The sequence below is a fragment of the Paenirhodobacter populi genome (assembly GCF_004022215.1).
Taxonomy (GTDB): domain Bacteria; phylum Pseudomonadota; class Alphaproteobacteria; order Rhodobacterales; family Rhodobacteraceae; genus Rhodobacter; species Rhodobacter populi.
Genome location: NZ_SAUZ01000027.1, coordinates 1 through 22,858 on the forward strand (window position 1 = coordinate 1; position 22,858 = coordinate 22,858).

General features: G+C 62.2%; 21 protein-coding genes, 4 pseudogenes and 1 riboswitch. Of the genes and pseudogenes, 22 read left to right on the top strand and 3 right to left on the bottom strand.

Annotated elements, in window-relative coordinates:
* Positions 1-174: 174 nt before the first annotated feature.
* The 3 genes and pseudogenes from D2T30_RS18755 to D2T30_RS23410 all read left to right on the top strand — a co-directional run.
* A pseudogene (locus D2T30_RS18755) lies at positions 175-864 on the top strand (IS5 family transposase); the annotation flags it as partial.
* Between the two features lie 80 nt (positions 865-944).
* Positions 945-1,265 (top strand): helix-turn-helix domain-containing protein, encoded by a 321-nt coding sequence (locus tag D2T30_RS23405; RefSeq protein WP_206613004.1) that lies wholly within the window; start codon positions 945-947, stop codon positions 1,263-1,265.
* A 24-nt stretch (positions 1,266-1,289) separates the two neighbouring features.
* Positions 1,290-1,685 carry a hypothetical protein gene (locus D2T30_RS23410; protein ID WP_206613005.1) on the top strand — a complete coding sequence of 132 codons (396 nt, stop codon included), beginning with the start codon at positions 1,290-1,292 and terminating at the stop codon, positions 1,683-1,685.
* An 88-nt stretch (positions 1,686-1,773) separates the two neighbouring features.
* Here D2T30_RS23410 and D2T30_RS18765 read toward each other — a convergent pair whose 3' ends face one another.
* Positions 1,774-2,415, bottom strand: a complete 642-nt coding sequence (locus tag D2T30_RS18765; RefSeq protein WP_164882509.1) for a helix-turn-helix domain-containing protein — start codon at positions 2,413-2,415, stop codon at positions 1,774-1,776.
* Between D2T30_RS18765 and D2T30_RS23185 the strand changes: the two genes are divergently transcribed.
* From D2T30_RS23185 to fes, 3 genes are all read left to right on the top strand, one after another.
* Positions 2,407-2,703 (top strand): hypothetical protein, encoded by a 297-nt coding sequence (locus tag D2T30_RS23185; protein WP_164884362.1) that lies wholly within the window; start codon positions 2,407-2,409, stop codon positions 2,701-2,703. The two genes, D2T30_RS18765 and D2T30_RS23185, sit on opposite strands and share 9 nt — an antisense overlap.
* A gap of 80 nt (positions 2,704-2,783) precedes the next feature.
* Entirely contained in the window at positions 2,784-4,967 is a 2,184-nt protein-coding gene (locus D2T30_RS18770) for a TonB-dependent siderophore receptor (RefSeq protein ID WP_128186428.1), read from the top strand.
* Complete coding sequence (gene fes, locus D2T30_RS18775; protein WP_128210142.1) at positions 4,957-6,534, top strand: enterochelin esterase; 1,578 nt, start codon at positions 4,957-4,959, stop codon at positions 6,532-6,534. The genes D2T30_RS18770 and fes overlap by 11 nt, the downstream gene beginning before the upstream one ends.
* 511 nt (positions 6,535-7,045) lie before the next feature.
* On the opposite strand, the pseudogene D2T30_RS24165 reads toward fes, so the two are convergent.
* Positions 7,046-7,156, bottom strand: a pseudogene (locus tag D2T30_RS24165) (hypothetical protein); the annotation flags it as partial.
* 346 nt (positions 7,157-7,502) lie between these two features.
* A riboswitch (cobalamin riboswitch) is annotated at positions 7,503-7,693 on the top strand.
* A 120-nt stretch (positions 7,694-7,813) separates the two neighbouring features.
* Here D2T30_RS24165 and D2T30_RS18785 point away from each other — a divergent pair.
* Genes D2T30_RS18785 through D2T30_RS18800 form a run of 4 tightly spaced genes read left to right on the top strand, consistent with a single transcriptional unit; the run spans position 7,814 to position 11,756 of the window.
* Complete coding sequence (locus D2T30_RS18785; RefSeq protein ID WP_128210144.1) at positions 7,814-8,938, top strand: 5-methyltetrahydropteroyltriglutamate--homocysteine S-methyltransferase; 1,125 nt, start codon at positions 7,814-7,816, stop codon at positions 8,936-8,938.
* Between the two features lie 51 nt (positions 8,939-8,989).
* On the top strand, positions 8,990-9,961 hold the full coding sequence (locus tag D2T30_RS18790; RefSeq protein WP_128186436.1) for a TRAP transporter substrate-binding protein: 972 nt from the start codon (positions 8,990-8,992) through the stop codon (positions 9,959-9,961).
* Positions 9,962-9,964: 3 nt separating this feature from the next.
* The gene (locus D2T30_RS18795) at positions 9,965-10,450 is read left to right on the top strand and encodes a TRAP transporter small permease (RefSeq protein WP_128186438.1); all 486 of its coding nucleotides are present in this window, start codon (positions 9,965-9,967) and stop codon (positions 10,448-10,450) included.
* The gene (locus tag D2T30_RS18800) at positions 10,443-11,756 is read left to right on the top strand and encodes a TRAP transporter large permease (protein WP_128186440.1); all 1,314 of its coding nucleotides are present in this window, start codon (positions 10,443-10,445) and stop codon (positions 11,754-11,756) included. The genes D2T30_RS18795 and D2T30_RS18800 overlap by 8 nt, the downstream gene beginning before the upstream one ends.
* Before the next feature lie 54 nt (positions 11,757-11,810).
* Here D2T30_RS18800 and D2T30_RS18805 read toward each other — a convergent pair.
* Positions 11,811-12,104 (bottom strand): annotated as a pseudogene (locus D2T30_RS18805) (transposase); the annotation flags it as partial.
* A gap of 95 nt (positions 12,105-12,199) precedes the next feature.
* Here D2T30_RS18805 and D2T30_RS24170 point away from each other — a divergent pair.
* The 12 genes and pseudogenes from D2T30_RS24170 to D2T30_RS18870 all read left to right on the top strand — a co-directional run.
* Positions 12,200-12,468, top strand: a pseudogene (locus tag D2T30_RS24170) (IS256 family transposase); the annotation flags it as partial.
* 482 nt (positions 12,469-12,950) lie between these two features.
* Positions 12,951-13,343 carry a PRC-barrel domain-containing protein gene (locus D2T30_RS18815; protein ID WP_206613006.1) on the top strand — a complete coding sequence of 131 codons (393 nt, stop codon included), beginning with the start codon at positions 12,951-12,953 and terminating at the stop codon, positions 13,341-13,343.
* A 402-nt stretch (positions 13,344-13,745) separates the two neighbouring features.
* Positions 13,746-13,973, top strand: coding sequence for an AbrB/MazE/SpoVT family DNA-binding domain-containing protein (locus tag D2T30_RS18820; RefSeq protein WP_128186442.1), 228 nt, complete (start codon positions 13,746-13,748; stop codon positions 13,971-13,973).
* Positions 13,963-14,361, top strand: a complete 399-nt coding sequence (locus D2T30_RS18825) for a PIN domain-containing protein (RefSeq protein WP_128186444.1) — start codon at positions 13,963-13,965, stop codon at positions 14,359-14,361. Before D2T30_RS18820 ends, D2T30_RS18825 begins: the two co-directional genes overlap by 11 nt.
* A gap of 622 nt (positions 14,362-14,983) precedes the next feature.
* Positions 14,984-15,997 (top strand): taurine ABC transporter substrate-binding protein, encoded by a 1,014-nt coding sequence (locus tag D2T30_RS18835; RefSeq protein WP_128186446.1) that lies wholly within the window; start codon positions 14,984-14,986, stop codon positions 15,995-15,997.
* Between the two features lie 72 nt (positions 15,998-16,069).
* The gene (locus D2T30_RS18840; RefSeq protein ID WP_128186448.1) at positions 16,070-16,858 is read left to right on the top strand and encodes a taurine ABC transporter ATP-binding protein; all 789 of its coding nucleotides are present in this window, start codon (positions 16,070-16,072) and stop codon (positions 16,856-16,858) included.
* Between the two features lie 25 nt (positions 16,859-16,883).
* Positions 16,884-17,723: an ABC transporter permease subunit gene (locus D2T30_RS18845; RefSeq protein WP_128186530.1), complete on the top strand. Its 840-nt coding sequence runs from the start codon at positions 16,884-16,886 to the stop codon at positions 17,721-17,723.
* 79 nt (positions 17,724-17,802) lie between these two features.
* Complete coding sequence (locus D2T30_RS18850; protein ID WP_128186450.1) at positions 17,803-18,675, top strand: VOC family protein; 873 nt, start codon at positions 17,803-17,805, stop codon at positions 18,673-18,675.
* A 210-nt stretch (positions 18,676-18,885) separates the two neighbouring features.
* The gene (locus tag D2T30_RS18855) at positions 18,886-19,929 is read left to right on the top strand and encodes a putative FMN-dependent luciferase-like monooxygenase (RefSeq protein ID WP_128186452.1); all 1,044 of its coding nucleotides are present in this window, start codon (positions 18,886-18,888) and stop codon (positions 19,927-19,929) included.
* Positions 19,930-19,940: 11 nt separating this feature from the next.
* The gene (locus tag D2T30_RS18860; RefSeq protein WP_241649200.1) at positions 19,941-20,546 is read left to right on the top strand and encodes a CMD domain protein; all 606 of its coding nucleotides are present in this window, start codon (positions 19,941-19,943) and stop codon (positions 20,544-20,546) included.
* 10 nt (positions 20,547-20,556) lie between these two features.
* Complete coding sequence (locus D2T30_RS18865; RefSeq protein ID WP_128186456.1) at positions 20,557-21,150, top strand: alkylhydroperoxidase domain protein; 594 nt, start codon at positions 20,557-20,559, stop codon at positions 21,148-21,150.
* Positions 21,151-21,242: 92 nt separating this feature from the next.
* Positions 21,243-22,829 carry an ABC transporter substrate-binding protein gene (locus D2T30_RS18870; protein ID WP_128210145.1) on the top strand — a complete coding sequence of 529 codons (1,587 nt, stop codon included), beginning with the start codon at positions 21,243-21,245 and terminating at the stop codon, positions 22,827-22,829.
* Positions 22,830-22,858: the final 29 nt, after the last annotated feature.

The window sequence follows — 22,858 nt, forward strand, 5'->3', positions numbered from 1 at the left end:
CACTACACGCGTCACGGCACACCGCAATGTTCCGAGCGTTCAGGCAGAAGCTCCAGGACGCAGGAAAGCCGGTGAAAGCCGCCTTGACAGCGACGGCCAGGAAGCTGCTCAGCATGCTCAACAGCATAATCGCCGCCGGAACCTGCTTCACGGAGGTTCAACCAGCCTGAATACAGTTGCCGGCAAAAGACCATATCGGTTCAGATCGAGCAGCGCCGTGCGCCGGGTCCGCTGAACCTGCTGGTCGACAGCACAGGGATCAAGTTCCTGGGTGAATGAGATGGGACCGTGGCTGCAGTGCAGCCGCGTAAGCCCATCGAATGAATGGTTGGCGCGCAGGCACGGCACACATCGCCGTCGCCAGTATCGGCAGCGGTGCATCTGGCTATGGACACGGCTACCGGTGACATCTTTGCGGTAGAATTCACCTCCAGCGACAAGGGTGACAGTCCCATTCTGCCGCACCTTCTGGATCAGATCCCGCCCGATGAGCAGATCGGCACAGTGACCGGAGACGGTACGTTCGACACGCGCCGCTGCCACACTGCTATCCTGGAGCGCGGTGGCACCGCAGCCATTCCCATCCGCAAGAACGGGCGACGATGGCGGGAAGATTGCCCCGCCGCCACCGCACGTAACGAGATCCTCCGTGCGACTAAACGCTTGGGCCGAACCATCTGGAAGCGATGGAGCGGCTATCAAGTCCGAAGTCGGATCGAGGCGAAAACGCGATGCTTGAAGGCCTTCGGCGAGAGGATCGCATCACGTGACCCGGACCGCCAGACCGCTGAAATCCACATCCGTGTGGCACTGATGAATCTGTTCAATGCGCTCGGCACTGCCGAAATCGAACGCGTGGCATGAGACCAACGGGGAAAGGGGGCTGATCGATCCCGCGCTGACTTCTGCAACAACGCCCATCCGAACCGCACCGGAGGGCGCACATGACGGAAAATTACGCCGCGAACCTGCGCCGCGCCTGCAATACGCGGCCCTCGGTTGCCCTTATTTGCCGCGAGATCGGTATCAACCGGCAACAATTTAATCGCTATCTGTCGGGGCAGACGATACCGTCGCGTCACAACGGGGAACGGATCTCGCAGTATTTCGGGGTGCCGGAACCCGTTTTCCACCTGTCGCCGGAACGGTTCGAGCGCGCCCTGACCGAGCAGCGTCGCCCGGTCACGCAGGGTCTGGTCCTGCGCAACGCCTTTCCGGGCGATTTGCGCCGCCTGCGGGATTACATCGGCTATTACGAACTCTAAAACAAAAGTCTGTCTTGGCCCGGCATGATCGTCCGCAGCTGCGCCCGGATCTGGCAGAACGACGACGTGATGCTTGTGAAATCGGTCGAGAAGATGGCGGATGCACGCGAAGGCATCCGGCAGTTCTCGAAATATCAGGGACAGGTGGCCTATTGGCGCAATCGGCTGTTCATCATCGAATGCGGAATGCACCAGGAATCCTTCATCGCGGAAACGATCCTGATGCCCTTCGCCGAACATCAGCGGAACTATCTTTGCGGGATCACCACCGGGGTTTCATGGCGGAGGGAGAACCTTCCCTACGCGACACGTTCGGTATGGCGCGCGCTCGGCATCGCGCCGGATCTGCGGCGTCTGCTGCGCAACTGCACGGTCTTGCCTGAGAATTCCCCGCAGATCCCCCCCTTTGTGAGGCGTTAAATAAACGGCGGAACAGATTCACAGATGATCAGTGCCGATAGAAAGGGTGCTTCAGGACTCGTCGTCGGCTCTCCAGGAATATCCGGAGTCAGATCGAGCGATTGCGCATGTCCTTCGGAGGGACGCCATAGATCCGGCGAAAGGCCGTAGAGAAATTCGCCACCGTGCCGTAGCCCGCCAGATGGGCGGCCTGATGGACACTGGCCCCTTCCTCGGCAAGGGCGCGATGGGCGCGGGCCATACGTTCGGTCCGCACATAGTCGCGCAGGGTGCAGCCGAAGCTTTTGGTGAAATGGCGTTGAATCGAGCGGCGGTTCAGGCCGAGATCCGACTCCATGCGCGGTAGCGACAGGTCATGGCCAAGATGGCGGTTGAGATAGAGCCGGATCGTCTCGGCCACGGGGTCGGCGGTGGGCGGTGCGCCACAGGGCAGATGATCGGTCAAGCAGCGGCGCAGAATCTCGAGCCCCCGCGACATGCGGAACAGATTGGCCTGCGCCGTTGTCTCGGTGGGCGGAGGGGCGACTATCTGCACCGCGAGACGGGCGATTTCGGTATCGGGCCGCCATGTGACATAGCCGAGAGGGGACTCGAGCAGACCTCGCCGGGTGCCGTCCTCTCCCATGAGCTGGTTGATCCAGTCGCAATCGCAGGCCAGCGCGATCTTGCGGAACGGATCGCCCCAGGACCCGGCATAGCGCAGTGTGCAGGAACGGGTCAGGTGCATCATGACTGCATGTGGCCCTGTTTCGGCGTCAAGTTCGATCCGGTGGTGGTCGAGATGGAACACCTGCCGTCCGGCAAGCAGCACAAGGATCTGGAATTTCGGGTCGAGCCGACACGGCAGGGGATCGCCAACACCGTCTGCGAAGCCATCAAGCACACCGATGCGAAAATTCCCAGGGTAACGGGTCACGGTCATATCGATCTCGTTTTCTTGGGCGGTGTCGTCGCGGCAAAACTTAAAGTCGTTCCTGCCGCACCGCGGCCACTGGAGGGGCGGCTGCATCGCGGTTAAAATAACCACCTAAAATAGTCAAGATAATTGCGGCTTCGGACAGACCGTTCCGGGGCCCGCATATGTGAATTCGAGGGAACATGAGACCGACTCACCACCTGGTGCCGCAGCTTGCCATCCTGCTGGCAAGTACGGCGCTGACCGTTGCCGGAACCGATTCACTTCGGGCCGAAACCCCTATCGAGCTTGATCCGTTGGTGATCAGCGCGACGGCCCCCGCCGATGAAAGGGCCGATGGGCCGGTAAAGGGCTATGTCGCAAAACAATCCGAGTCTGCGGCAAAGATCGACCTGCCGCTCGCAAAGACTCCGGCCTCGGTTTCGGTGGTGACGGCGGATCAGATCACGGATCAGGGCGCGCGGACGGTGGCCGATGCGCTGAACTACACCGCCGGTGTATTCGGCAGTTATCGCGGCTCTTCGAACGTGGCCGAGGAGATCCAGATGCGCGGCTTCGGCGGTCGTACCGCCGTCGCAAAGTTCATCGACGGCATGACCTTCGGGAACACCAATTTCGGCCAGATTGATCCTTGGTATTTTGAGCGGATCGAAGTGGTAAAAGGGCCGAGTTCCGTCGCCTATGGCCAGGTCACCCCGGGCGGCGTGATCAACATGGTTTCCAAACGGCCGACCGAGGCGCAGGACAACCGGGTGGAATTCTCCCTGGGTAATGACAATTTCAAACAGGTCGGGGCGGATCTGCAAGGCGATCTGGATGGCGCGGGTGCGCTGCGCTATCGATTGGTGGCGCTGGCGTGGGACAAGAATCTGCAAGGTGATTTCGATCAGAACAGGGTTCTGGTGGCACCCTCGTTGACCTGGACGATGTCCGATAGGACAGAAGTGACGGTGACCGCCCTTTATCAGCGTGAACCGGATGCGGGACAGCGCGGATTCTTCCCGTGGAAGGGCATCGTGACGCCCACTGCGGATGGCGTGCTGATTGATCCGGATTTCATCTCTTACGCACCGGATTACGACTATATCGACCGCACCACGACCGCCGTCGGCTATGATGTGCGACACCGGTTTGGCAATGGCTGGGAGCTGTCGCACCGGCTGCGCTACACCGACATCGACATGGAACAGAGCCAGATCGGCCTTTGGAGCGCGTCCGACGATGGGGCGGGGAACTATTCGCTCTATCGGTTCCACGACCGGAATTCGATGCAGCAGCTGACGGCGGATGTCTCGCTGCGCGGGGAATGGCAGTCGGGCGGTCTGGATCACAAGACGGCGGTGGGCTTTGACTACCTGCACGCCGATACGGGTGCAGATTACGTCCGGACGGGCGGGATCTTCAACTTCAGTTTCGCGCAAAAGAACTATCCGACGCTGGCCGAGATCGAGGCGGCCCAGATGGATGCCTATACCTCGCATACCACGAAGAAGCTGGAACAGACCGGGATTTACCTGCAGGACCAGATGAACTGGGGCAACTGGGGCTTGCTGGTGGGCGCGCGCTACGACTGGGCAAAGACGAAGATCACCGAGGATTACGTTTCCGGCAGTCGCGCCGGATCGGACAGAGCCACTTACCGCGACGAAGCGGCGACCGGGCGGGCTGCCCTGTCCTATGACTTCGGCAACGGGCTGATGCCCTACCTGTCCTATGCGACGTCCTTTGAACCGGTGAACGAGCTGGACGACAGCGGCAAGGCGAGCTTCAAACCCGAGAAGTCTCGGCAATGGGAACTGGGCGCGAAATGGGTTTCGGCGGATGGCGATATTCTGCTAACCGGCGCATTGTTTGACATCCAGAAGAAGAACATCACCGAATCCGTGACCGAAGAAGGCACGACGACGACACGGCAGATCGGATCTGTCCGCTCCAAGGGGATTGAGCTGGAAGCCCATGCGCAGGTGAGCGACCGGGTGGGGCTGGTGGGCTTCTATTCCTTCACGGATGCCTATTATGAAACCGGCGACAACACCGGGAATCAGTTCAACGCGATCCCGATGCGAATGGCCGGGATCTGGATGAAATACCGGGTTGCGGAAGGGGTCGATGCGAGTCTCGGGCTGCGCCATGTCGGCAGTTCCTGGGCGAACGAGGCGAATACGCTGAAGGTGCCGGGCTACAACCTGATCGACGCCGGGCTTTCGGTGGATCTGAGCCCGCTTGACGCGGGGCTGACGGGGTCGAAGCTGGTGTTCACGGCGCAGAACCTGACCGATGAACGCTATGCCTCATCCTGCGTGAACAGCTATTGCTGGCTCGGCGCGGGGCGGACGATTAGCGCGACCTTCACCCATGAATGGTGATCTGTTGTCGCGGCTGGTGCCGGTGCTCATCCTGAGCGCCGGTTTCGCCTCTGCGCAACCCTTCACGCAGGAGGTGGACCTGCCTGCGGCGGGGCGGGCGGCATGGGGGCTTGAGGCCGATCTGAGCGTCGTGCCCGGAGCATATGTGCAGGGCAGCATCGCGGCGGACGGGCCGGTGACCCTGCACCTGACGGACGAAGCGGGGACGCCAGTGCGCCGGCTGCTGGACCGGGCACAGGGTGGCCAGGAATTCCGTTTCGTCGCGGGGGCGCCGATGGCACGGCTGGTGCTGGAAAACACCGACTCTGTTGAAACGCACGCAAAGCTGCGGCTGGACCGTATCGTGCCGACGGCGGAACAGACCGGCATGCCGAAGCGCTACCTCAGCCCGCGGATCGCCGGATTGGCGGCGGGAGGCGACATCGCGGCCTTCTGGGCGCAGATCGCGCGTGAGGGGGCGCCGATGATCGAACCCGGCACACGGCCCGACACGGTGATCGCGACCTTCCTGTGGCGTGGGGCCTTGCACAATGTGCGGTTGTGGGGGGCGCCTGCATCCGATCACGTCTGGCTCGAACGGCTGGGCGGGAGCGATCTGTGGTTCGCCAGTTTCGAGATTCCGCAAGATACCCGGCTGTCCTATGCGCTTGCGCCCGACGTGCCGCAGTTCGATGCTGGTGCAGGCGAAAACCGCCGGGCGCTTCTGGCGACGGTTCAGGCCGACCCCCTGAACCCGTACACCGAGCCTGTCGATGCGCCCGATCAATGGGCGCGCCGCAGCCTGCTGGAGCTGCCCGATGCGCCGGAACAACCGGGCATGACCGGCGCGGATCCGGCGCGACGCGGGCAGGTCGAGGCACTGGCCTACCGCTCGGCGGTCCTCGGCAACAGCCGCGACGTGAATCTGTATGTCCCGGCGGGGTTTGATCCAGAGGATTCGGATACGGTGCTGCTGATCCTGTTCGATGGGCCGCAATACCAGCGCGAGGAGGCGCCTCTGCCGCGCATCTTCGACCGGCTGATCGCTTCGGGGCGGCTGCCGCCGGTGGTGGTGGCGTTCGTCGATCCGATAGATCCGGAACATCGCGCCGCCGAACTGCCGCCCAATGCCAACTTTGCCGCAGCGATGGCTCAGGAGTTGAAACCGTTGGTCGAGGCGCGGCTGGCGCGAGACTTTGTACCAGAACGGACCGCGGTTGCGGGGTCTTCGTATGGCGGCCTGGCTGCGGCTTGGCTGGGGCTGACGCAGCCGGCCGCCTTCGGCAATGTCATTGCGCTGTCGGGATCGTTCTGGTGGGGGCCCGAGGGGTGGAGCGGGGATGAGATGCCCTTCATGTCTGCCGAATGGGCGCAGGGGGGAAACCGGGATGTGCGGTTCTGGATCTCGGCCGGACAGTTCGAGGACGGAGACGAAAGGTCCATCCTCGACACTTCGCGGCACCTGCGCGACGTGCTGCGGTTGTCCGGACAGCGTCAGGTCTTCTGGCGGAATTATTCGGGCGGGCATGATTACGCAGTCTGGCGCGGCGCGCTGGCCGATGCGATGATCGCGTTGTTCGGGCGCTGATCTGCGAAGCAAACGTGATCGAACACAGGCTGGCCAGACCCAGCCACCCGTGGATGACCGATGTGATCGACAAGAGCTTTTTGAGCGGATTCGCGCTATTCTCATATTGCGCGCGGAAGACCGCGGGCGAAGGGCAGGGTCCGAGGTGAGAGCCCTGCCGCGCAGCCTCTATCGTGGCGCCTAATTTGCAGCATCCGTGCGTGTCTTCTTCGGAGCTCGCGGGCTCCAGCCGACCACGGAGCGGGCATAGCCGTCTTCGGCCTGCTCGAACCAGCGGCGCTCTTCCTCCCGGTGCCTCTTGATGTTGTAGGCGCGGGCGGCTCCCTTCTGGCCCGCGCCCAGGCGTAGCTCTCCCCCTTCGTGAACAATGCCAGATGACGACAGCAGGTTTGCGCGCGGTTGCTATAGCTGCGACATGCTGGCCATGACCGGCTCGCACCCACAGGAAGAGGGCCCGCAACGGTCGGGGCACGCGTGCCGCCGCCCAGGCTGCTTCGACGAGCATGTCCGCGACCCAGTTTGGTGATCCGTCCGTGGCAGGCAGGCGCCGGTCGTGATTGCCTGACGCCCGGATCAGTCCGAGATGGCTTACAAGCTTCTGTGGTTCGTCGAAGCGGGTCACGTCGCCGATTGCCGCTTTCATCGCCAGCGCGCCGGTTATGTCGACGCGCCGCGGCACCTGGCGGCATAGCGCCTGCGTCGGTTCGTCGGGTATCCAAACCTCCAGCAAGAATCCGCTGGCATAGTCGGAGGAGGTGAGCGCCTTGCGGGCAGGCTTGCGCAATGCGAGTAGCCTCCGCATGTGGCGGATCAATGCGTCCGTGCAAAAGCAAGCGCTCCAAGTCGTTTGCAGCTGCGAGGTTGGCGTGATAGAGGCCGCGCAATGCAGAATCTTCAATTTGGCTCATAATTTTCATGAGAATTATGAGCCCGCAAGCATATTGACCCTGCGACCGTTCACGCACATCACTGTGCAAGAAGATCGAGGTGCCGGGGGAAGCTCCGGGTAAAAGGGAATCCGGTCGAAATCCGGAGCTGCCCCCGCAACTGTAGGCGATGAGCCTTGCCCGACATGCCACTGGCGCGCGTCTTGTGCCGGGAAGGCCGGGCAAAGCGATGATCCGCAAGTCAGGAAACCTGCCCCGATCGTTCACCTGTTCCGGCCGCGGAGGGCGCGTCGGGAGCGGAAGATCCGCAAAGGTGGCGTTTCCGGCCCCGTCTTCGGATGGGGCCAGAGTTTCGTTCACTGGCCCTTCGGGCCTTCAGGAAGGCAAGACAGATGACGACACAGACCATTCGCCGACGTGCGCCCCACCGGGCCGATCATGTGGGTTCGCTTTTGCGTCCGGCCACTGTGCAGATGGCGCGCCACGACCATATCCCGGCCGAAGCATTGACAAAGGTCGAGGACGAAGCCGTCCCGGGCCTCGTGAAGCTGCAAAAGGAGGCGGGGCTCAAGGTCTTCACCGATGGGGAAGTGCGCCGCCAGTTCTGGCACTACGATTTCATGGGGATGCTCACAGGTCTCGACATGAAGCCTGCGAAGAAATCTCTGGATTTCAAGGGCGAGTTCAAGACGCCGCAGATCGAGCCGCATCTGACGGGCAAGCTGGATTTCCCCGCAGATCACCCGATGCTGCGTCACTTCACCTTCCTCAAGGACCTGGTGAGACCGGAAGACGGGATCGCCAAGATCTCGATTCCCGGTCCCTCGGCCTGCCATTTCCGCGTCTCGCCCGACAACACGGAATATGAGCCTTATCGTGACCACGATCTGCTGTTCCACGATATCGCCGCGGCCTACAAGAAGGCCGTGCAGGCGTTTTACGATGTCGGCTGCCGGTATCTTCAGCTTGATGACATTTTCTTTGCCTATCTCGGCGACGAGCATCAGCGCGCCCTGCGCCGGGCTATGGGGCAGGATCCGGACAAGCTGATCCAGAGCTACGCCTGGATGCTGGAAGAGGCGATCAGGGACCGCCCCGCCGATATGATCATCGGCATGCATATGTGCCGGGGCAATTTCCGTTCGCAATTCGTAGCCGAGGGCGGCTATGACGCGGCGGCGGATGCGATCTTCAATCATACCTCGGTCGACGTCTATTTCATGGAGTACGACACCGAACGGGCGGGTGGGCTCGAACCCCTGAAGCTGCTGCCGAAGGGCGACAAGCGGGTGATGGCGGGCTTCATCACGACCAAGACCGGGACGCTTGAAAGCCTCGACTGGCTGAAGAAGAAGTTCGACGAAGCGTCGAAATTCGTTGATCTCGACCAGCTTGGCATCGCGCCGCAATGTGGCTTCGCCTCGACCGAACATGGCAATGCGATCACTGAGGATGAGGAAAAGGCAAAGCTCGAACTCGTCGTCAGGACTGCCGAAGCAATCTGGGGCGAAAACTGATCCGTCTTCCTCCGGCGTTCCCTGGCCGGAACGCCGCCCGAAAGGTTTCACATGTCTATACTGAAATGGGGCGCCGTTGCGGCTGCCCTTTCCGTCGCTGTGCCTGCTGCGGCAGAAACCCTGAAATTCGCGCATTTCGTTGCGCCGACGCATACGCTTACAGAGGCGATCGTTACGCCGCTGACCGAGGCCGTCGCGCCCTTGGGGTTGGCGATCGAGACATACCCGGCGGGCAAGCTCGGCGCAGGTCCGGCCGAACAATATGTACGGGTGGTGCAGGGTGTTGCCGATATCGTCTGGGGCCTGCCGGGCTATACCTCTTCGCAGTTTCGGCTCACCATGTTGACAGAGCTTCCGGGCGCTTTGCCGGCTGGCATGACCGGTGCCGATTTTCTCTGGAACGGCTGGGATGCGGGGCTTTTGACGAAAGAGTTTCCGGCGACGGTGCCCTTGGCGCTCTGGACGGCGGAGCCTGCGGTTCTGATCCTGCGCGACAAGGTGGTGCGCGAGCCCGCCGACATGAAGGGTCTGAAGATCCGGGTTTCGAGTTCGATCACTGCGAAGGTCGTTGAGATGCTGGACGCGATCCCGGTGCAGATGCCCGCGGGCGATGTCTATAACGCCCTGCAGACGGGTCTTGTCGATGGCGTCATCACCGGGTCGAGCGCGATCAGTGATTTCAAATTCGATGAGGTGCTGAAGCATGTCACCCTTGGTATTCCACTCGGCAATCAGTCGTTCTTTGTCGTGGCCAATGCAAAGCGGGTGGCGAAACTGCCCGAGGGTCCGCGCGAGGCGCTGTTGAAGGCCGGCGGGCGCGTGCTTTCGCGCCACGCCGAGGCGGCTTGGCACGCGAAAAGCGATACGGCGATTGCGGGTCTTCACGCGCGCGGCCCTGATGTGGTGACCGATCTGACACCCGAGGAGATCGCTGCCTTCGATGCGATCCTGCTGCCCTTCACACAAAAAACCGTCGCGGCGATGAAGGCCGAGGCTGCTTTCAAGACGATGCGGGGGGAGTAAGCCATGCCCGGCGCGTTCGCTACCGGGCTTGGCCTTGTCGACAGATTTTGCGCCCGTGTATCGGGTGCGGCGCTCCTCGGCGTGGCGGGGCTGCTGCTTGCCGATGTGGTGGGGCGCAGCCTCGGGCGTCCGGTGTTCGGCGCGCAGGACATGGCCGAAATGGCGATGGTGGTGGTGATCTTCGGTGCAGTCCCGTTGCTCGAGCAGCGGGGCGGCCAGATCCAGGTGGATCTGTTGCGCCCGTTCATGTCCCGCCGGATCGAGGCTGGGATCGGGCGGCTCTCGCATGCACTTGCCGCCACCCTGTGGTTCACCCTCGCATGGACCTTATGGCAATCAGCGAAACTTTCTTCGATGCTGTCGCTCTCGACCAACATCCTTGGTCTGCCGAAGGCGCCGTTTCAATACCTGCTCGCGGCCTTCGTGATGATTGCAGGGCTTGGAGCAGTACTGCGCACCATCCGCGCCCAGAGGGCCGAACATGTCTGATATTGCAACCGGCACCGCGGGCATCGCCATTCTGCTCATCCTCATCCTTTTGCGGGTGCCTGTAGCGCTTGCGATGTTCGTCGTCGGATTCGGCGGGATCTGCGTACTGTCCGATATGGATTCCGCGATGTCGCTCCTGGCTTCGGAGACTTTCACCCTCGCCTCGAAGTTCGAGCTGGTGGTGATCCCCCTGTTCATCCTGATGGGGAACATCGCCACGCGCACCGGGGTGAGCCGCGCGCTTTACGATGCTGCCTATGCCGCGGTCGGACGGTTTCGCGGCGGGCTCGCCATGGCGACGCTGATGGGCTGCGGTGCGTTTTCTGCGCTTTGCGGCTCGTCGATCGCCTCTGCGCTAACCATGGGCAAGGTCTCGCTCTCCGAAATGGAGCGCTACCGCTATGCGCCGAGGCTGGCCACCGCAACGGTTGCGGCTGGCGGAACGCTCGGTATCCTGATCCCGCCTTCGACGGGCTTCGTGATTTACGCGATCCTGACAGAGCAATCCATTGGTCGGTTGTTTCTGTCTGGCTTCCTGCCGGGGCTGCTCCTGCTGCTTCTTTTCATCGTGACGGTGGCGCTGATCTGCCACTTTCGGCGTGATGCGGGGCCTGCGGGCGTGCCTTTGGCGCCTGCCGCCGCTCGACAGGCGTTTCTTGCGGCGTTGCCCGGGGCGGGGGTGATCTTCATCACCATCGGCGGGCTTTACGCGGGCGTATTTTCACCCGTCGAATCCGCCGCTGTCGGCTCGGGTCTGATGGCGCTCATTGGTCTGATGCGGCGCGAAATCGGCTTTGACGACCTCTGGGATGCAGGGCGCGACAGCGCACAGACGACCGCTTCGGTGATGATGATCCTGATCGCGGCGCACCTGATGAACCCGTTTCTGGCGCTGAACCATGTGCCGCAGTGGATCGGCGACACGCTGACGACGAGTGGCTTGCCGCCCATGGGCATTCTTGCGCTGATCGTTCTGTGCTACCTCATCCTTGGAACGTTCATGGACGGCTTTGCCATGCTGGTGCTGACGCTGCCGATCTTCTACCCGGTCGTGATCGCGCAAGGCTTCGATCCGATCTGGTTCGCGGTGATCGTGATGATCGTTCTGGAAATGGGTCTGCTCTCGCCGCCCGTCGGAATGAATGTCTTCATCGTGCATTCCGTGGTGCCGCATGTCGCGCAATCGACGATCTACCGCGGTATCGTGCCATTCTGGCTGGCGATGATCGGGGCTCTTGTTATCCTGACTGCTTTTCCCGCCATCGCGACCGCGTTGCCCGATTGGGTAATGGGTCCGCAGAGATAGGAGGCTCTCGTGCAACGGGTAGAATGCCCATCGACAGCTAGGCTCCAGACCATTAAACACCTCCCGCAGGACCGCCCAGAAGCCTAGGGCACCGTCGCCGATGGCCAGTTTTGGATCATGCTTCAGGCCGCGCCGCCTCAGGTCAAGCAGCACTTCGCGCCAGCTTTGCATGCTTTCGCGAAAGCCATCGGTCATCGCCAGCAGCTCCTTGTGGGCATATTCGTCGGCTCCGACGGTCTCCAGAACACATTGTTTCTCTTCAGCCATTCGCGGCTTGAAGTAGACGCTGTTGGGCCAGATGTAGAGGAAACGCCGGGCGCCAAGATCGCGTTTGTTCCACGCCTCGTAGAGAAACGCTTGAAAGTTGGTAATGCCCGGAGGGGCGGCATATCATGGCGGTGTTAAGACGCCGTCAATTCTCATGCGAGAAAGGAATATGCCACATGGATGACGATACCATCACCCGACTGACCGATCCATCGGGAATAGTCCCGGATTCGCTGACCGAGGTGATCGGGGCGGGGCGTGCAAGCTGATCGAGGCGCTTCTGGCATCCTTTTCGAAGGATAAGCTCGCAGACGGGCGGTCGCGTCTGGTGCGCCACGGGCATTTGCCGGAACGCGAGGTGCTGACCGGGATCGGGGCGGCTGCCGTCAAGGTGCCGCGCCTGCGCGACCGAGGCCCCGGCGAAGACAAGATCAGCTTCACGCCCATACTCGGGAAGACATCGAAGATGGGTCACCACGCCATGTTCCGCCAGCAGACCCCGCATCTGATTCACGAGCTGCGTCCGATCTGAGATCAACCGCTGCCTGATCCGGTGGACAGCTTGGATCTCCAACTGCTCCGGAGATTTCGGCGGTACGACCTGTGTTCCAAACAAGGTGACGGCCACATCGGACCATTGGCATATACGGGGTGTCCCGAGCCCTTTCTGCACCAGCGGGGCCGGTCGAATACCCGCGATGATGGCCTGTAAACCCGCGCTCCGTTCTGAGCACGCACACCGCATTCGACGGTATATGCAGAGGCCTGTCTGACATGCGGCCGCTTCGGTGTGATCGCGGTCGGTGTGGGCATTTCCGGAACGCCGGATCCCATGCGGAAAGATCCTGACACGCCGGAACAAAACGCCGTATCAATGGTTTACCTCTCCGAAGGGTGACAGACGCCGCTAATTAGGAGAGGAACACCATGCGAAACATGATTGCCGTGACAGCGATTTCTGCAGGTCTTGCAATCGGAGGTGCGGGTATGTTGTCGGCTCAGCCGTCTTTCGTGCCGCCCGCGGGTTACAGCCTCTCTGAGAAGGGCACGGTGACGGGCGATCAGCTCAAGGGTGTCGGCCTCTACAGCTCCTCAGACGAAGAGATCGGGAAGGTCGCAGACGTCGAGCTTGGCGTGGATGGTGCGGCGACCAACATCATCGTGGATGTCGGCGGCTTCCTCGGCATCGGTGCAAAACCCGTCGCGCTGGATCTGAGCGAAATCGCCGTCTATAAGCACGAGAATGGCGACCTGAGGGCCTACACGCACCTCACGAAGGAACAGCTTACTTCGCTGCCGGAATACCACGCACCGAAGTAAGGCGTCGCGATAGCTACGACGACAGGGCTGCTCGGCGAGCAGCCCTTTTGCTTTGCGGGGCAGACCGCCGGAAGCCTTGCCGTCTCAGGCAAGCTGCCTGACAATGCATTTTCAGCACCGGACGCTATGCCCATCTCGACGGGGCGCATACCGGCGCGGCGACGGCTTGGCGGCCAGAATCGCGAGCATGATCGTGATACTGACGGCGCTCTCCGGCGGTCGCACGCACTAAAGACACGCTCCGCGCCCGGACGATGTGTTATATCCGCACCGTCCGGGCGGTCTCGGATCTTTGGAGGCCGCTTGCACATGCTGCGCCCCCCGTCATGCCAGAGAGCTTGAGCCGGACAGATAAATGATATACCTTTATAAGGTGTATATCATGCCTCGGAGGGGAAGATCATGCAGGTTGCCAAATGGGGAAACTCGCTCGCCGTCCGACTGCCCGCAAATCTGGTGCGGGAACTCGGCCTGAAAGAGGGCGACAGGATCGAGCTTGAGAAGGCCGGCGACCACCTCACGGTGCGGCGGCGTCCCTCGGCGGAGGACATTCTGGCCGAACTGCATCGCTTCCGTGGTCGGCTCCCGGCATCGCAGCGCCTGAGCCGCGAAGATGCGAATGCCCGCTGACTTCTTCGATACCAACGTCATCCTCTATCTGCTCGATGACGGCCCCAAAGCAGACCGGGCCGCCAGCTTGCTGGCTTCCGGCGGACTGATCAGCGTTCAGGTCCTGAACGAAGCGTTGGTCAACTGTATCCGGAAGGCGGGGCTGTCCTGGCAGGAGGCTGGCGAATTCCTCGGCGGCATCCGCGAATTGTGCGAAGTGGCGAACCTGACCGCCGGCATCCACGACATCGGCCGAGCCCTTGGCGAGAAGCATGGATTCTCGGTCTACGATTCCATGATCGTGGCGGCGGCTTTGGCGAATGGTTGTGACAGGCTCTATTCGGAGGACATGCAGGATGGTATGCTCGTCGAGCGCAGGCTCCGGATTGTGAATCCCTTCATGGCGTAAGACGGAATCGCATCCGACGTTTTGAGATTCTCTTGTTTCACAAGTACTTAAATCCCAGTCTCAATCCTGCTCCATCCTCTCTCAACGCGCGCCTGGAAACCCGGATTTGGGTGTTTGATCCCCCGGTTTGATGGTGCGATCCTTTCTTTGGAATGGAGGGTTTCTCTATGGGACAAATTCGTCACGGCAGCGCCACGACCATGCACGCTGTCCGAGCCGCAATAATGAGGGCCTGCCCGCCATCGATCCGAGGGCTGGCCCGAATGATCGCACGCTTCGCTCGCGGAGCTGAGCCGGGAGCTGGGCATCAATCCCCAGACCGTAGCGAAGTGGCGCAAGCGCGCGAGGGAGAACATCGCTGTTCCCTATGTGGCGGACCGGAGTGGCCATGCTGCACTGACCTCGTTCACCCGGACGTTCACGCGCCTCTTCGGCAAGATACCGGCGAGGCGCCGGAAAACCGTGCCTTCTGCAAAAAAGATGCCTGTCCTGCCGCCGTTGCTTGGAATGAAAGTTTGATCCCTTTCGCCATTTGAATACGGCAATTCCCGTCTCTCGCTTCTGTGCATAATGGTCCGACTTTCAGTGGGTTAACCCCCCAGCGGAGCATCAGGAGAATATCGTGACCGTCAAATCCCTATCGAGCCTTTTCGGCCTTGTCGTGGCGTTCGCGCTTCCAGCCCAGGCCGGGGCGGCCAACAAGGTCGTCATCGCCTATCAGACGGGTGCCGAGCCTTATTTCGCGGGCATCGCCACCGGCGAGATCGCCCGAAGTTTTGGTCCCGACTGGGAGGTGGAATTCCGCCGCTTCAATTCCGGTGCGGACATTTTCGCGGCGATCAGTTCGGGGTCGGTGCAGATCGGTGCCGTCGGCTCCAGCCCCTATGCTGCGGTGGCGAGCCGTGGGCTTGACGTGAAGGGGATCTATGTCACCGCCGCCGCTGGCGAAAGCGAGGCTCTGGTGGTGCGCAAGGATATTGCCTCTTCCGCGGATCTGGTGGGCAAGAAGCTGTCGGCCGCGCCGGTTTCCACCGATCATTACCAGTTGCTGGCCTATCTGAAACAGGAAGGGCTGAGCGAAAAGGACACGCAGGTCATTGCCATTCCGCAGCCCGAAATCGTCGCGGCGTGGAAAAGGGGCGACATCGACGGGGCCTTCGTCTGGGATCCAGCGCTGGCCGAGCTGAAGAAGGACGGCAAGGTTCTTGTCACCTCGGGCGAGGTTTCGGAACGCGGTGCGCCGGTGTTCACGGCTTTTGTGGCGACCGGCGATTTTATCGGGCAGCACCCCGATTTCCTGAAGAAATTCGTGGGACTGATCGACGGCTATTCGGTCGATTTCGTGCAGCATCCCGAAAACTGGGGCGTCGATTCCGAATACGTCACGGCGATCGCGCGTCTTCAGGGCGGCACGCCCGAGGAAATCGTGGCCTGGAACGCTTCTATCGTGACGGTGCCGCTGGCCGAACAGGGCACGGCCGCGTGGCTTGGCGGTGGCGCGGATGGCGCGGTGGCGCGGACGCTGAAGGATACGGCCGCCTTTCTGAAAGAACAGAAGAAGATCACCGCGGTGCTGGACGATTACAGCCCGTTCGTCGATCCGCAATTTGTCGATGCGCTCAAGGTCACGAACTGAACGCAGTCAGAAGATCATCGGGCATCCCGGGCCGCGCTTGCCGCCCGGGAAATCGTTATCGGGAAATCGCATATGCTTTCGATCCGCAACGCCTCCGTAGTGTTCGATGCCGCCGACGGATCGCGTGTCAACGCGCTGGAAAACGTGTCTTTCGACATTCCGCCGAAATCCATCGTGGTCGCGCTTGGCGCCTCGGGTTGTGGGAAATCGACGCTGTTGAATGCGATCGCCGGGTTTTTGCCGCTGACCTCGGGGGAAATCCTGCTCGATGGGCGGCCCGTCGAGGGGCCGGGCGGCGACCGGGGTGTCGTGTTCCAGAAGGATACGCTGCTGCCATGGGCCACCGTTCTGGACAATGTGGCGCTTGGCCTGCGCTATCGGGGGGTACCCCGGGCGGAACGCCGAGACCATGCGCGGGAATTGCTGGCGCTGGTCGGGTTGCAGGATTTTGCGACGAAACCTCCTTATGAGCTGTCGGGCGGGATGCGGCAACGGGTGGGCATTGCACGCGCTCTTGCGACGGACCCGAAGATCCTGCTGATGGATGAGCCTTTCGGCGCGCTCGACAGCCTGACCCGCGAAACGATGCAGCAGCTTTTGGTCGATGTCTGGTCTCGGACGGGAAAGCAGGTCTTTTTCATCACCCACTCGATTGAAGAGGCGCTGACGCTTGGCACGGAAATCCTTGTCATGTCGCCGCGTCCGGGGCGGGTCATCGCCCGCTACAAGGCAGATTTCGTGCGTGATTTTGCCGCCGCGGGCGATATTGGCGGGGTCCTGAACGATCCCGCCTTTGGTCAGCTGCGCGCCGAGATACGCGCCCTGATCCATCACCCTACCCAGACGCGAACCGCTGCCTGAGCCATCCCGAAGGAGCATGACCGAGATGAGCGCCCTGAGCGAACAAGAACCTCTTTCCGCCGCTGCCCTGCGCGTGAGCCGTCGCTGGACGGATGGGAAGACTGGGGGAACCGCGCTTATCAGCGCGGCGACGCTGCTTGCGATCCTGTTGCTGTGGGTGGCGACGACGCATTGGCACTGGACCTCGCCGTTGTTCCTGCCGTCGCCTTCCGAGGTCGCGACGCAGGCCGTTGCCACGGCGCTGGACGGCTATGCGAACGGCACCTTGCTGGACCATCTTCTGGCAAGTCTGGGTCGGATCGGTCTGGCTTTGACCATCGGCATCGTCCTTGGCGTGCCGGTCGGGTTGCTGATGGGGCTGAACCGGGTGGCGCGCGGCGTTCTGAGCGTGCCGATCGACATCTACTGGGGGCTGCCGCCGCTGGCCTACCTGCCGTTGCTGATCATCTGGCTGGGGATCGGCGAATCTTCTAAAATCCTGTTGCTGAGCCTGTCGGCCTTTGCGCCAATCTGCTTTGCCGCTCAGGCGGGGGTGCGGTCCGTCCCGCAGGAAAGGATCAACGCGGCGCTGTCCCTTGGGGCCGATACCCGGCAGATATTCTTTACCATCATCCTGCCTTCGGCGCTGCCGGAAATCCTGACCGGGCTGCGGATCGCCATCGGCGCCACCCTGTCCACGTTGGTCGCGGCGGAACTTATCGCGGCGCAATCCGGCCTTGGCTATATGATCATGTCGGCCGCGAATTTCCTGGCGACGGATGTGGTGTTCCTTGGGCTGATCGTGATCGCGGTGATCGCTTTCGGCTTCACCGTGCTGATGCGGTTTCTGGAACGCCGGCTGGTGCCGTGGAAGGGCAAGCTCTGATCGGACCGCACAAAGAATGGCTCTGGAGGAGCGGCTCCGGCTGGCATGACCCGACAAAATTATATGGAGGGATACAGAAATGACTCATCCGATCAATGGCATAGACCATGCTTATCTGCTTGTGCACGACCTCGATGCCAGCGCCGAGCAGTTTCGCCGGCTGGGGTTCACCCTGTCGCCCAGAGGGTTGCACAGCCCGGAAAAAGGTACCGGGAACCATACCATCGTCTTCAGGGACGATTATCTTGAACTTTTGGGGATTGTGGCGCCGACTCCGCTGAACGACGCGCAACGACAGCTTCTGGCGTCGGAAGGCGAGGGGCTGCGGGCGATTGCCAATCGTCCCGCGGAAGGGGCGGATGCGGCGCGGCAGCCGCTTGCGGAGCGCGGCTTCACCACATCGGATGTCAGCGCCTTTTCCCGTCCGGTTCCCTTGCCGGGCGGCGGTGAGACGCCCGCCAGCTTTCGCACCCTGTCACTGGCACCGGGCAGCGCGCCTTTGGGTCACTTCTTTCTGTGCGAACATCTGACGCCGGAAGCCGTCTGGCGTGATGAACTGCGAATCCATGCCAACGGGGCGCGTGCGTTGTCCGCCGTTGTCGGGGTTGCCGAAGATCCGCAGGCGGCGTCGCAGGCCTATGCGCGGCTCTATGCCGAGGGGAAGGCCACCGCTATCGGGGACGGATACCGGATCGAAACCGGGATCGCGGGCGGCAAGCCTTCGGCTGCGGTAGAGATCCTGTCTCCCGATAGGGCGGCCGCGCTTTACGGCGATCGGATCGGGCAGACGCCCCGGACGGGCTATGCCGCCCTGCGCCTGCTGGTGGATGATCTGGCACAGACCGCAGAGGCCCTGCGTACCGGTGACGTCAGCTTTGACGAGACGCCGCGCGGGCTGCAGGTGTCGCCCGGGCAGGCGGCGGGCGTGATCCTGGAATTCGTTTCGGCATAGGGGCGACAGACCGGCGATCCAGAGAGAAATATCCTCCGAAGTTTGGATGCGGTGATGGAATTCAACTATTTATCGGGAAATATCGCCAATGGCCCTCTATCGATAAATCCCGACGGAACCGATACCAATACTCCAACGGTCGCGGCAGCGTAAACCGTAGGCCTCGGTGGTCACAGGCCGTTGCAAATCGCACAAACCAGAGGATTCCCGATGGCTACCAGGCAGATCGGTTTCTTTACACGCCTTTTGGACGATGTTCCGGCGGCGGAACGTTACAGGCTGGCTCTTGCGCAGATCCGCGCGGCAGAGGCGGCGGGCTTTCACACGGCCTGGGTTGCGCAGCACCATTTCCATGGCGATGAGGGCGGGTTGCCCTCGCCGTTTCCGTTCCTGTCATATGTGGCGGCCCAGACCTCAGCGATCCGGCTGGCGACCGGGGTGGTGACCCTGACGATGGAGGATCCGATCCGCGTGGCGGAGGATGCGGTGGTGACGGATATCCTGTCGGGCGGGCGGCTCGAGGTCGGTTTCGGGTCCGGGGGAACGGCGCAATCCTATACCGCTTTCGGGCAGAGCTACGACGATCGCCACAGGGTCTTTGCGCAAAATCTGAGCGTTATCAAGGCTGTCTGGGCAGGCGCCGAACTGCCCGGGGGGAACCGGCTTTGGCCCACGGCGGGTGGGCTTGCCGACCGTAGCTGGCAGGCGACTTTTTCGCCGGGCGGTGCCGCGCGCGCGGGGCGGGATGGCGACGGCCTTTTGCTGTCGCGCACCCAGCCCCGGCCAAAGGACCGCCCCGACGCCACCCTTGCGGAAATTCAGCTTCCGGTCGTCGAGGCCTATCTTGCGGCCTTGCCGACGGGCCGGGCGCCGCGCATTCTGGCCTCGCGGTCGGTTTTCGTGGCCGATGACCGGGACGAGGCGCGCCGGTTCGCCCGGATCGGCCTGTCGCGGCAGGCGGCGAAATTCCGGGAAAGCGGCCACACCATAGATGAAACCAGCCTCGATACGCTGATCCGGACCTTCGATGTACATGTGGGCACACCCGATGAGGTGATCCGGTCCCTGTCGCAGGACCGGACGCTGGAACATGCGACGGAAATCGCCATTCAGGTTCATTCCGTCGATCCGCCGCACGCGCATATCCTGCGCTCGATCGAGCTTTTCGCCGCCGAGGTCGCGCCGGCGCTTGGCTGGGGCAATCGCGGGGCAGGGGCCGGCAGGCCGCGCGCCGTGCTGGAAACCATCAGATGACAGGAGCTTCCGTGAGCAACCGAACCCTTATCGAAACGCTGGCGCGCATACCGGAAGGCAGCGCGATCGCCGGGGCCTATGCCCAAAGATCAGATGCAAGGGCGCAGGCGGAACTGAGCTATCGGCTGTTGCTGTCGCCGCAGGACGAAGGCCCGGTCGGTCTAACCGAAAGGTATGCCGTCGCGGCCTTCGTCGCGGCACTTTATGGCGAACCCGCGACGCGGGACCATTATGCCGGGCTGCTGCGAGGCGCCGCTCCGGATCTGGCCGACGGGATCGCCGCCGAGGCGCGATCGGCGGCGGCATCCGGCCCGTGGGGACATTTTCCCGCCGGTCCCCTTTCCGTCGAGGACCAGCCGGGCACCGGCTGGGAGGCCACGCCCGAACGTGTGGCGCAATATGGCGCGCGTCTGGCGGCGGCGCTTGCGCACACGCATCTGCTGGTGCTGCATCCGCGCGATTCCAGCCCCGAGGCGCTGGCCGCGCTTTTGACTGCGGGCTGGGACGAAGACGGGATCGTGGTGCTGTCGCAACTGGTGGCCTTCGTCAGCTTTCAGATCCGGGTCGTTGCGGGCTTTTCCGCCCTCGTGGCGGCGCGTGCCAAGACCCCGGCGTGAGGAGAGACCAATGGGACAGATCATCACCTATCCGGACAATCACGAACCCGACCGTTTCACCACGGCGCAGCTTGACTGGCTGCCGTGGATCGCGCCGCTGGACGAAGCGGCGCTGACCGACAGGCACTATGAGGGGCTGGTGGACAGGTCACGGTCGAAATCCGCCTATTTCCGGCTGCTTGCACGCGATCCGGAGGTGCTTGGCGCGCGGACGCGGACCGACAAGGACATCTTCTATTCCAAGGGCGGGCTGCCCCGCGCGGAACGCGAACTGGCCGCCGCCGCGGTGTCGCGGCTGAATGGCTGTATCTACTGCGCCTCGGTTCACGCGCGCTTTTCGATCCAGTTTTCCAAGGACGACGGCGATGTGACGCGGCTTCTGGAACGGGGCACCGATGCGGTGGACAAGGGGCGCAATGGCGCCGTCGTGCGCACGGCGGTCGCGCTGACGCGCAGTCCGGCGCAGTTCGGTGAAGCCGATATTGCGGCGCTGGACGACGCGGGATTCAAGGATGATGAAATCGTCGATCTGATTCAGGCTGCGGCCTTCTTCAACTGGGCGAACCGGCTGATGCTGTCCCTTGGGGAGCCGCAGGAAAGCTGACCGCATCCCGGTTTTACCAAATGCTTTTCAATCCACGATCCGCCGGCCGGGCCTGCTGTTAGGCCGGTCGGCTTACCGTACAGGTTCAGAACATGAAGAAGATCCTCACCAGCCTTTTCCTGTCCGCCGCCGTGGCGTTCGGGACGATCCCGGCCCATGCCGAGGATGGCGACCTGATCCGCTATGCGATCTGGAGCAATCCGAAGGGCACCTTCCATCCGACACTGTATTTCACAGATTACGACCGGGCGGTGATCTTTTCGGTCTTCAGCCGTCTGGTGACGCTGGATGAAAAGCAGAACCCACAGCCGTCGCTGGCCGAGTCATGGGACTATTCGGAAGACGGGCGGACCCTGACCCTGCATCTGCGCAAGGGGGTGAAATGGCACGATGGCCAGCCCTTCACGGCGGAGGACGTCGCCTATACCTACCAGACCGAGGCCGCGCCGGATTTCCCGCGGGACCGCTCGCCGTTTGTCAAATATCTGGAAGGGTTCGAGGATTACAGCGCCGGAAAATCCGACATATTGCCCGGCATCCGTGTCGTCGACGACGTGACCGTGGCCTTCACCTTCAAGGCCCCCTATGCGGCGGCCTTTTCCCATTTCGCCGACAAGCCCGTTCTTGCGAAACACATCTGGGACAAGATCTCGCTGAAAACCTGGAACGAGGCTTCCGAAGCGCTGCGCAATCCGGTCGGGACGGGGCCTTACAAATTCGTCGAATTCAAGCCGGATCAGTATGTCAGGCTTGAACGGAACGACGATTACTTTGGCGGGCAGCCGCGCACCAAGACCATCATCTTCCGTATTTCCAACACCCAGACCGCGCAAAGCGAGCTGATCAACGGCGAACTGGATATCGCGGAAATCTCGTCCTGGAACGAACGCGATCTGCAGACCTACCGCGACGCGGGGTTGCGTATCGTCGAGCAGCCGGGGACAAGCGGCCAGTATCTGCCCTTCGATACCCGCAATCCGAAACTGTCGGACAAGCGTGTGCGGCAGGCGATCATACATGCGATCAATCGTCAGGCCATCGTCGACCGGCTGCTGTTCGGTCACGGGGCGATCTTCAACACGAACGCCCATCCCGACAGCCCCTATTACCCGGCCGATCTGGACCCCTATGCCTACGATCCGCAAAAGGCGCGGGAACTGCTGGCCGAGGCGGGCTGGAAGGACAGCGACGGCGATGGCATCCTTGACCGGGACGGGCAGAAATTCGTCTTCACGCTGAACTATCCGACGGGCAACCGCACGCGGGAACTGTCGGCGCCGATCATCCAGCAGAACCTGAAAGCCGTGGGGATCGAGACGGAGCTCGTCTCCGCCGATTTCAACACCACGCTGGCCATCCTGCAAGATCCGGAGTGCAGCTTTGACGGGGTGCTGATGGGGGGAACCTTCCGGCCGGGCATCTACGACAACAACTTCTGGTGGGAAAGGTTCACCTCCCCCGACCTGACCGGCTATGCCGATGCATTCAACTCCAGCGTCGATCCCGGGGTTCTGCGCGAGAATATCGGCGCCTGGCTGAAGGGGGTGAATGACGAGGCGATACGTGTCTGGCTGTACATCCCGAACCAGGGATATGTGCTCGGTCCGAAGGTGACGGATTATCAGAGCCATCCCTACGAACCCTTCGCCGGGATCCAAAACTGGGCGGTCAGCCGCTGAATCTCCGCGCGCCTTCCGGGCCGGTCTCG

Coding starts and splice junctions, on each gene's coding strand:
- D2T30_RS23405 (WP_206613004.1), top strand. CDS start 945: ATGACGGAAAATTACGCCGCGAACCTGCGCCGCGCCTGCAATACGCGG.
- D2T30_RS23410 (WP_206613005.1), top strand. CDS start 1,290: ATGATCGTCCGCAGCTGCGCCCGGATCTGGCAGAACGACGACGTGATG.
- D2T30_RS18765 (WP_164882509.1), bottom strand. CDS start 2,415: ATGATGCACCTGACCCGTTCCTGCACACTGCGCTATGCCGGGTCCTGG.
- D2T30_RS18770 (WP_128186428.1), top strand. CDS start 2,784: ATGAGACCGACTCACCACCTGGTGCCGCAGCTTGCCATCCTGCTGGCA.
- fes (WP_128210142.1), top strand. CDS start 4,957: ATGAATGGTGATCTGTTGTCGCGGCTGGTGCCGGTGCTCATCCTGAGC.
- D2T30_RS18785 (WP_128210144.1), top strand. CDS start 7,814: ATGACGACACAGACCATTCGCCGACGTGCGCCCCACCGGGCCGATCAT.
- D2T30_RS18790 (WP_128186436.1), top strand. CDS start 8,990: ATGTCTATACTGAAATGGGGCGCCGTTGCGGCTGCCCTTTCCGTCGCT.
- D2T30_RS18795 (WP_128186438.1), top strand. CDS start 9,965: ATGCCCGGCGCGTTCGCTACCGGGCTTGGCCTTGTCGACAGATTTTGC.
- D2T30_RS18800 (WP_128186440.1), top strand. CDS start 10,443: ATGTCTGATATTGCAACCGGCACCGCGGGCATCGCCATTCTGCTCATC.
- D2T30_RS18815 (WP_206613006.1), top strand. CDS start 12,951: ATGCGAAACATGATTGCCGTGACAGCGATTTCTGCAGGTCTTGCAATC.
- D2T30_RS18820 (WP_128186442.1), top strand. CDS start 13,746: ATGCAGGTTGCCAAATGGGGAAACTCGCTCGCCGTCCGACTGCCCGCA.
- D2T30_RS18825 (WP_128186444.1), top strand. CDS start 13,963: ATGCCCGCTGACTTCTTCGATACCAACGTCATCCTCTATCTGCTCGAT.
- D2T30_RS18840 (WP_128186448.1), top strand. CDS start 16,070: ATGCTTTCGATCCGCAACGCCTCCGTAGTGTTCGATGCCGCCGACGGA.
- D2T30_RS18845 (WP_128186530.1), top strand. CDS start 16,884: ATGAGCGCCCTGAGCGAACAAGAACCTCTTTCCGCCGCTGCCCTGCGC.
- D2T30_RS18850 (WP_128186450.1), top strand. CDS start 17,803: ATGACTCATCCGATCAATGGCATAGACCATGCTTATCTGCTTGTGCAC.
- D2T30_RS18855 (WP_128186452.1), top strand. CDS start 18,886: ATGGCTACCAGGCAGATCGGTTTCTTTACACGCCTTTTGGACGATGTT.
- D2T30_RS18865 (WP_128186456.1), top strand. CDS start 20,557: ATGGGACAGATCATCACCTATCCGGACAATCACGAACCCGACCGTTTC.
- D2T30_RS18870 (WP_128210145.1), top strand. CDS start 21,243: ATGAAGAAGATCCTCACCAGCCTTTTCCTGTCCGCCGCCGTGGCGTTC.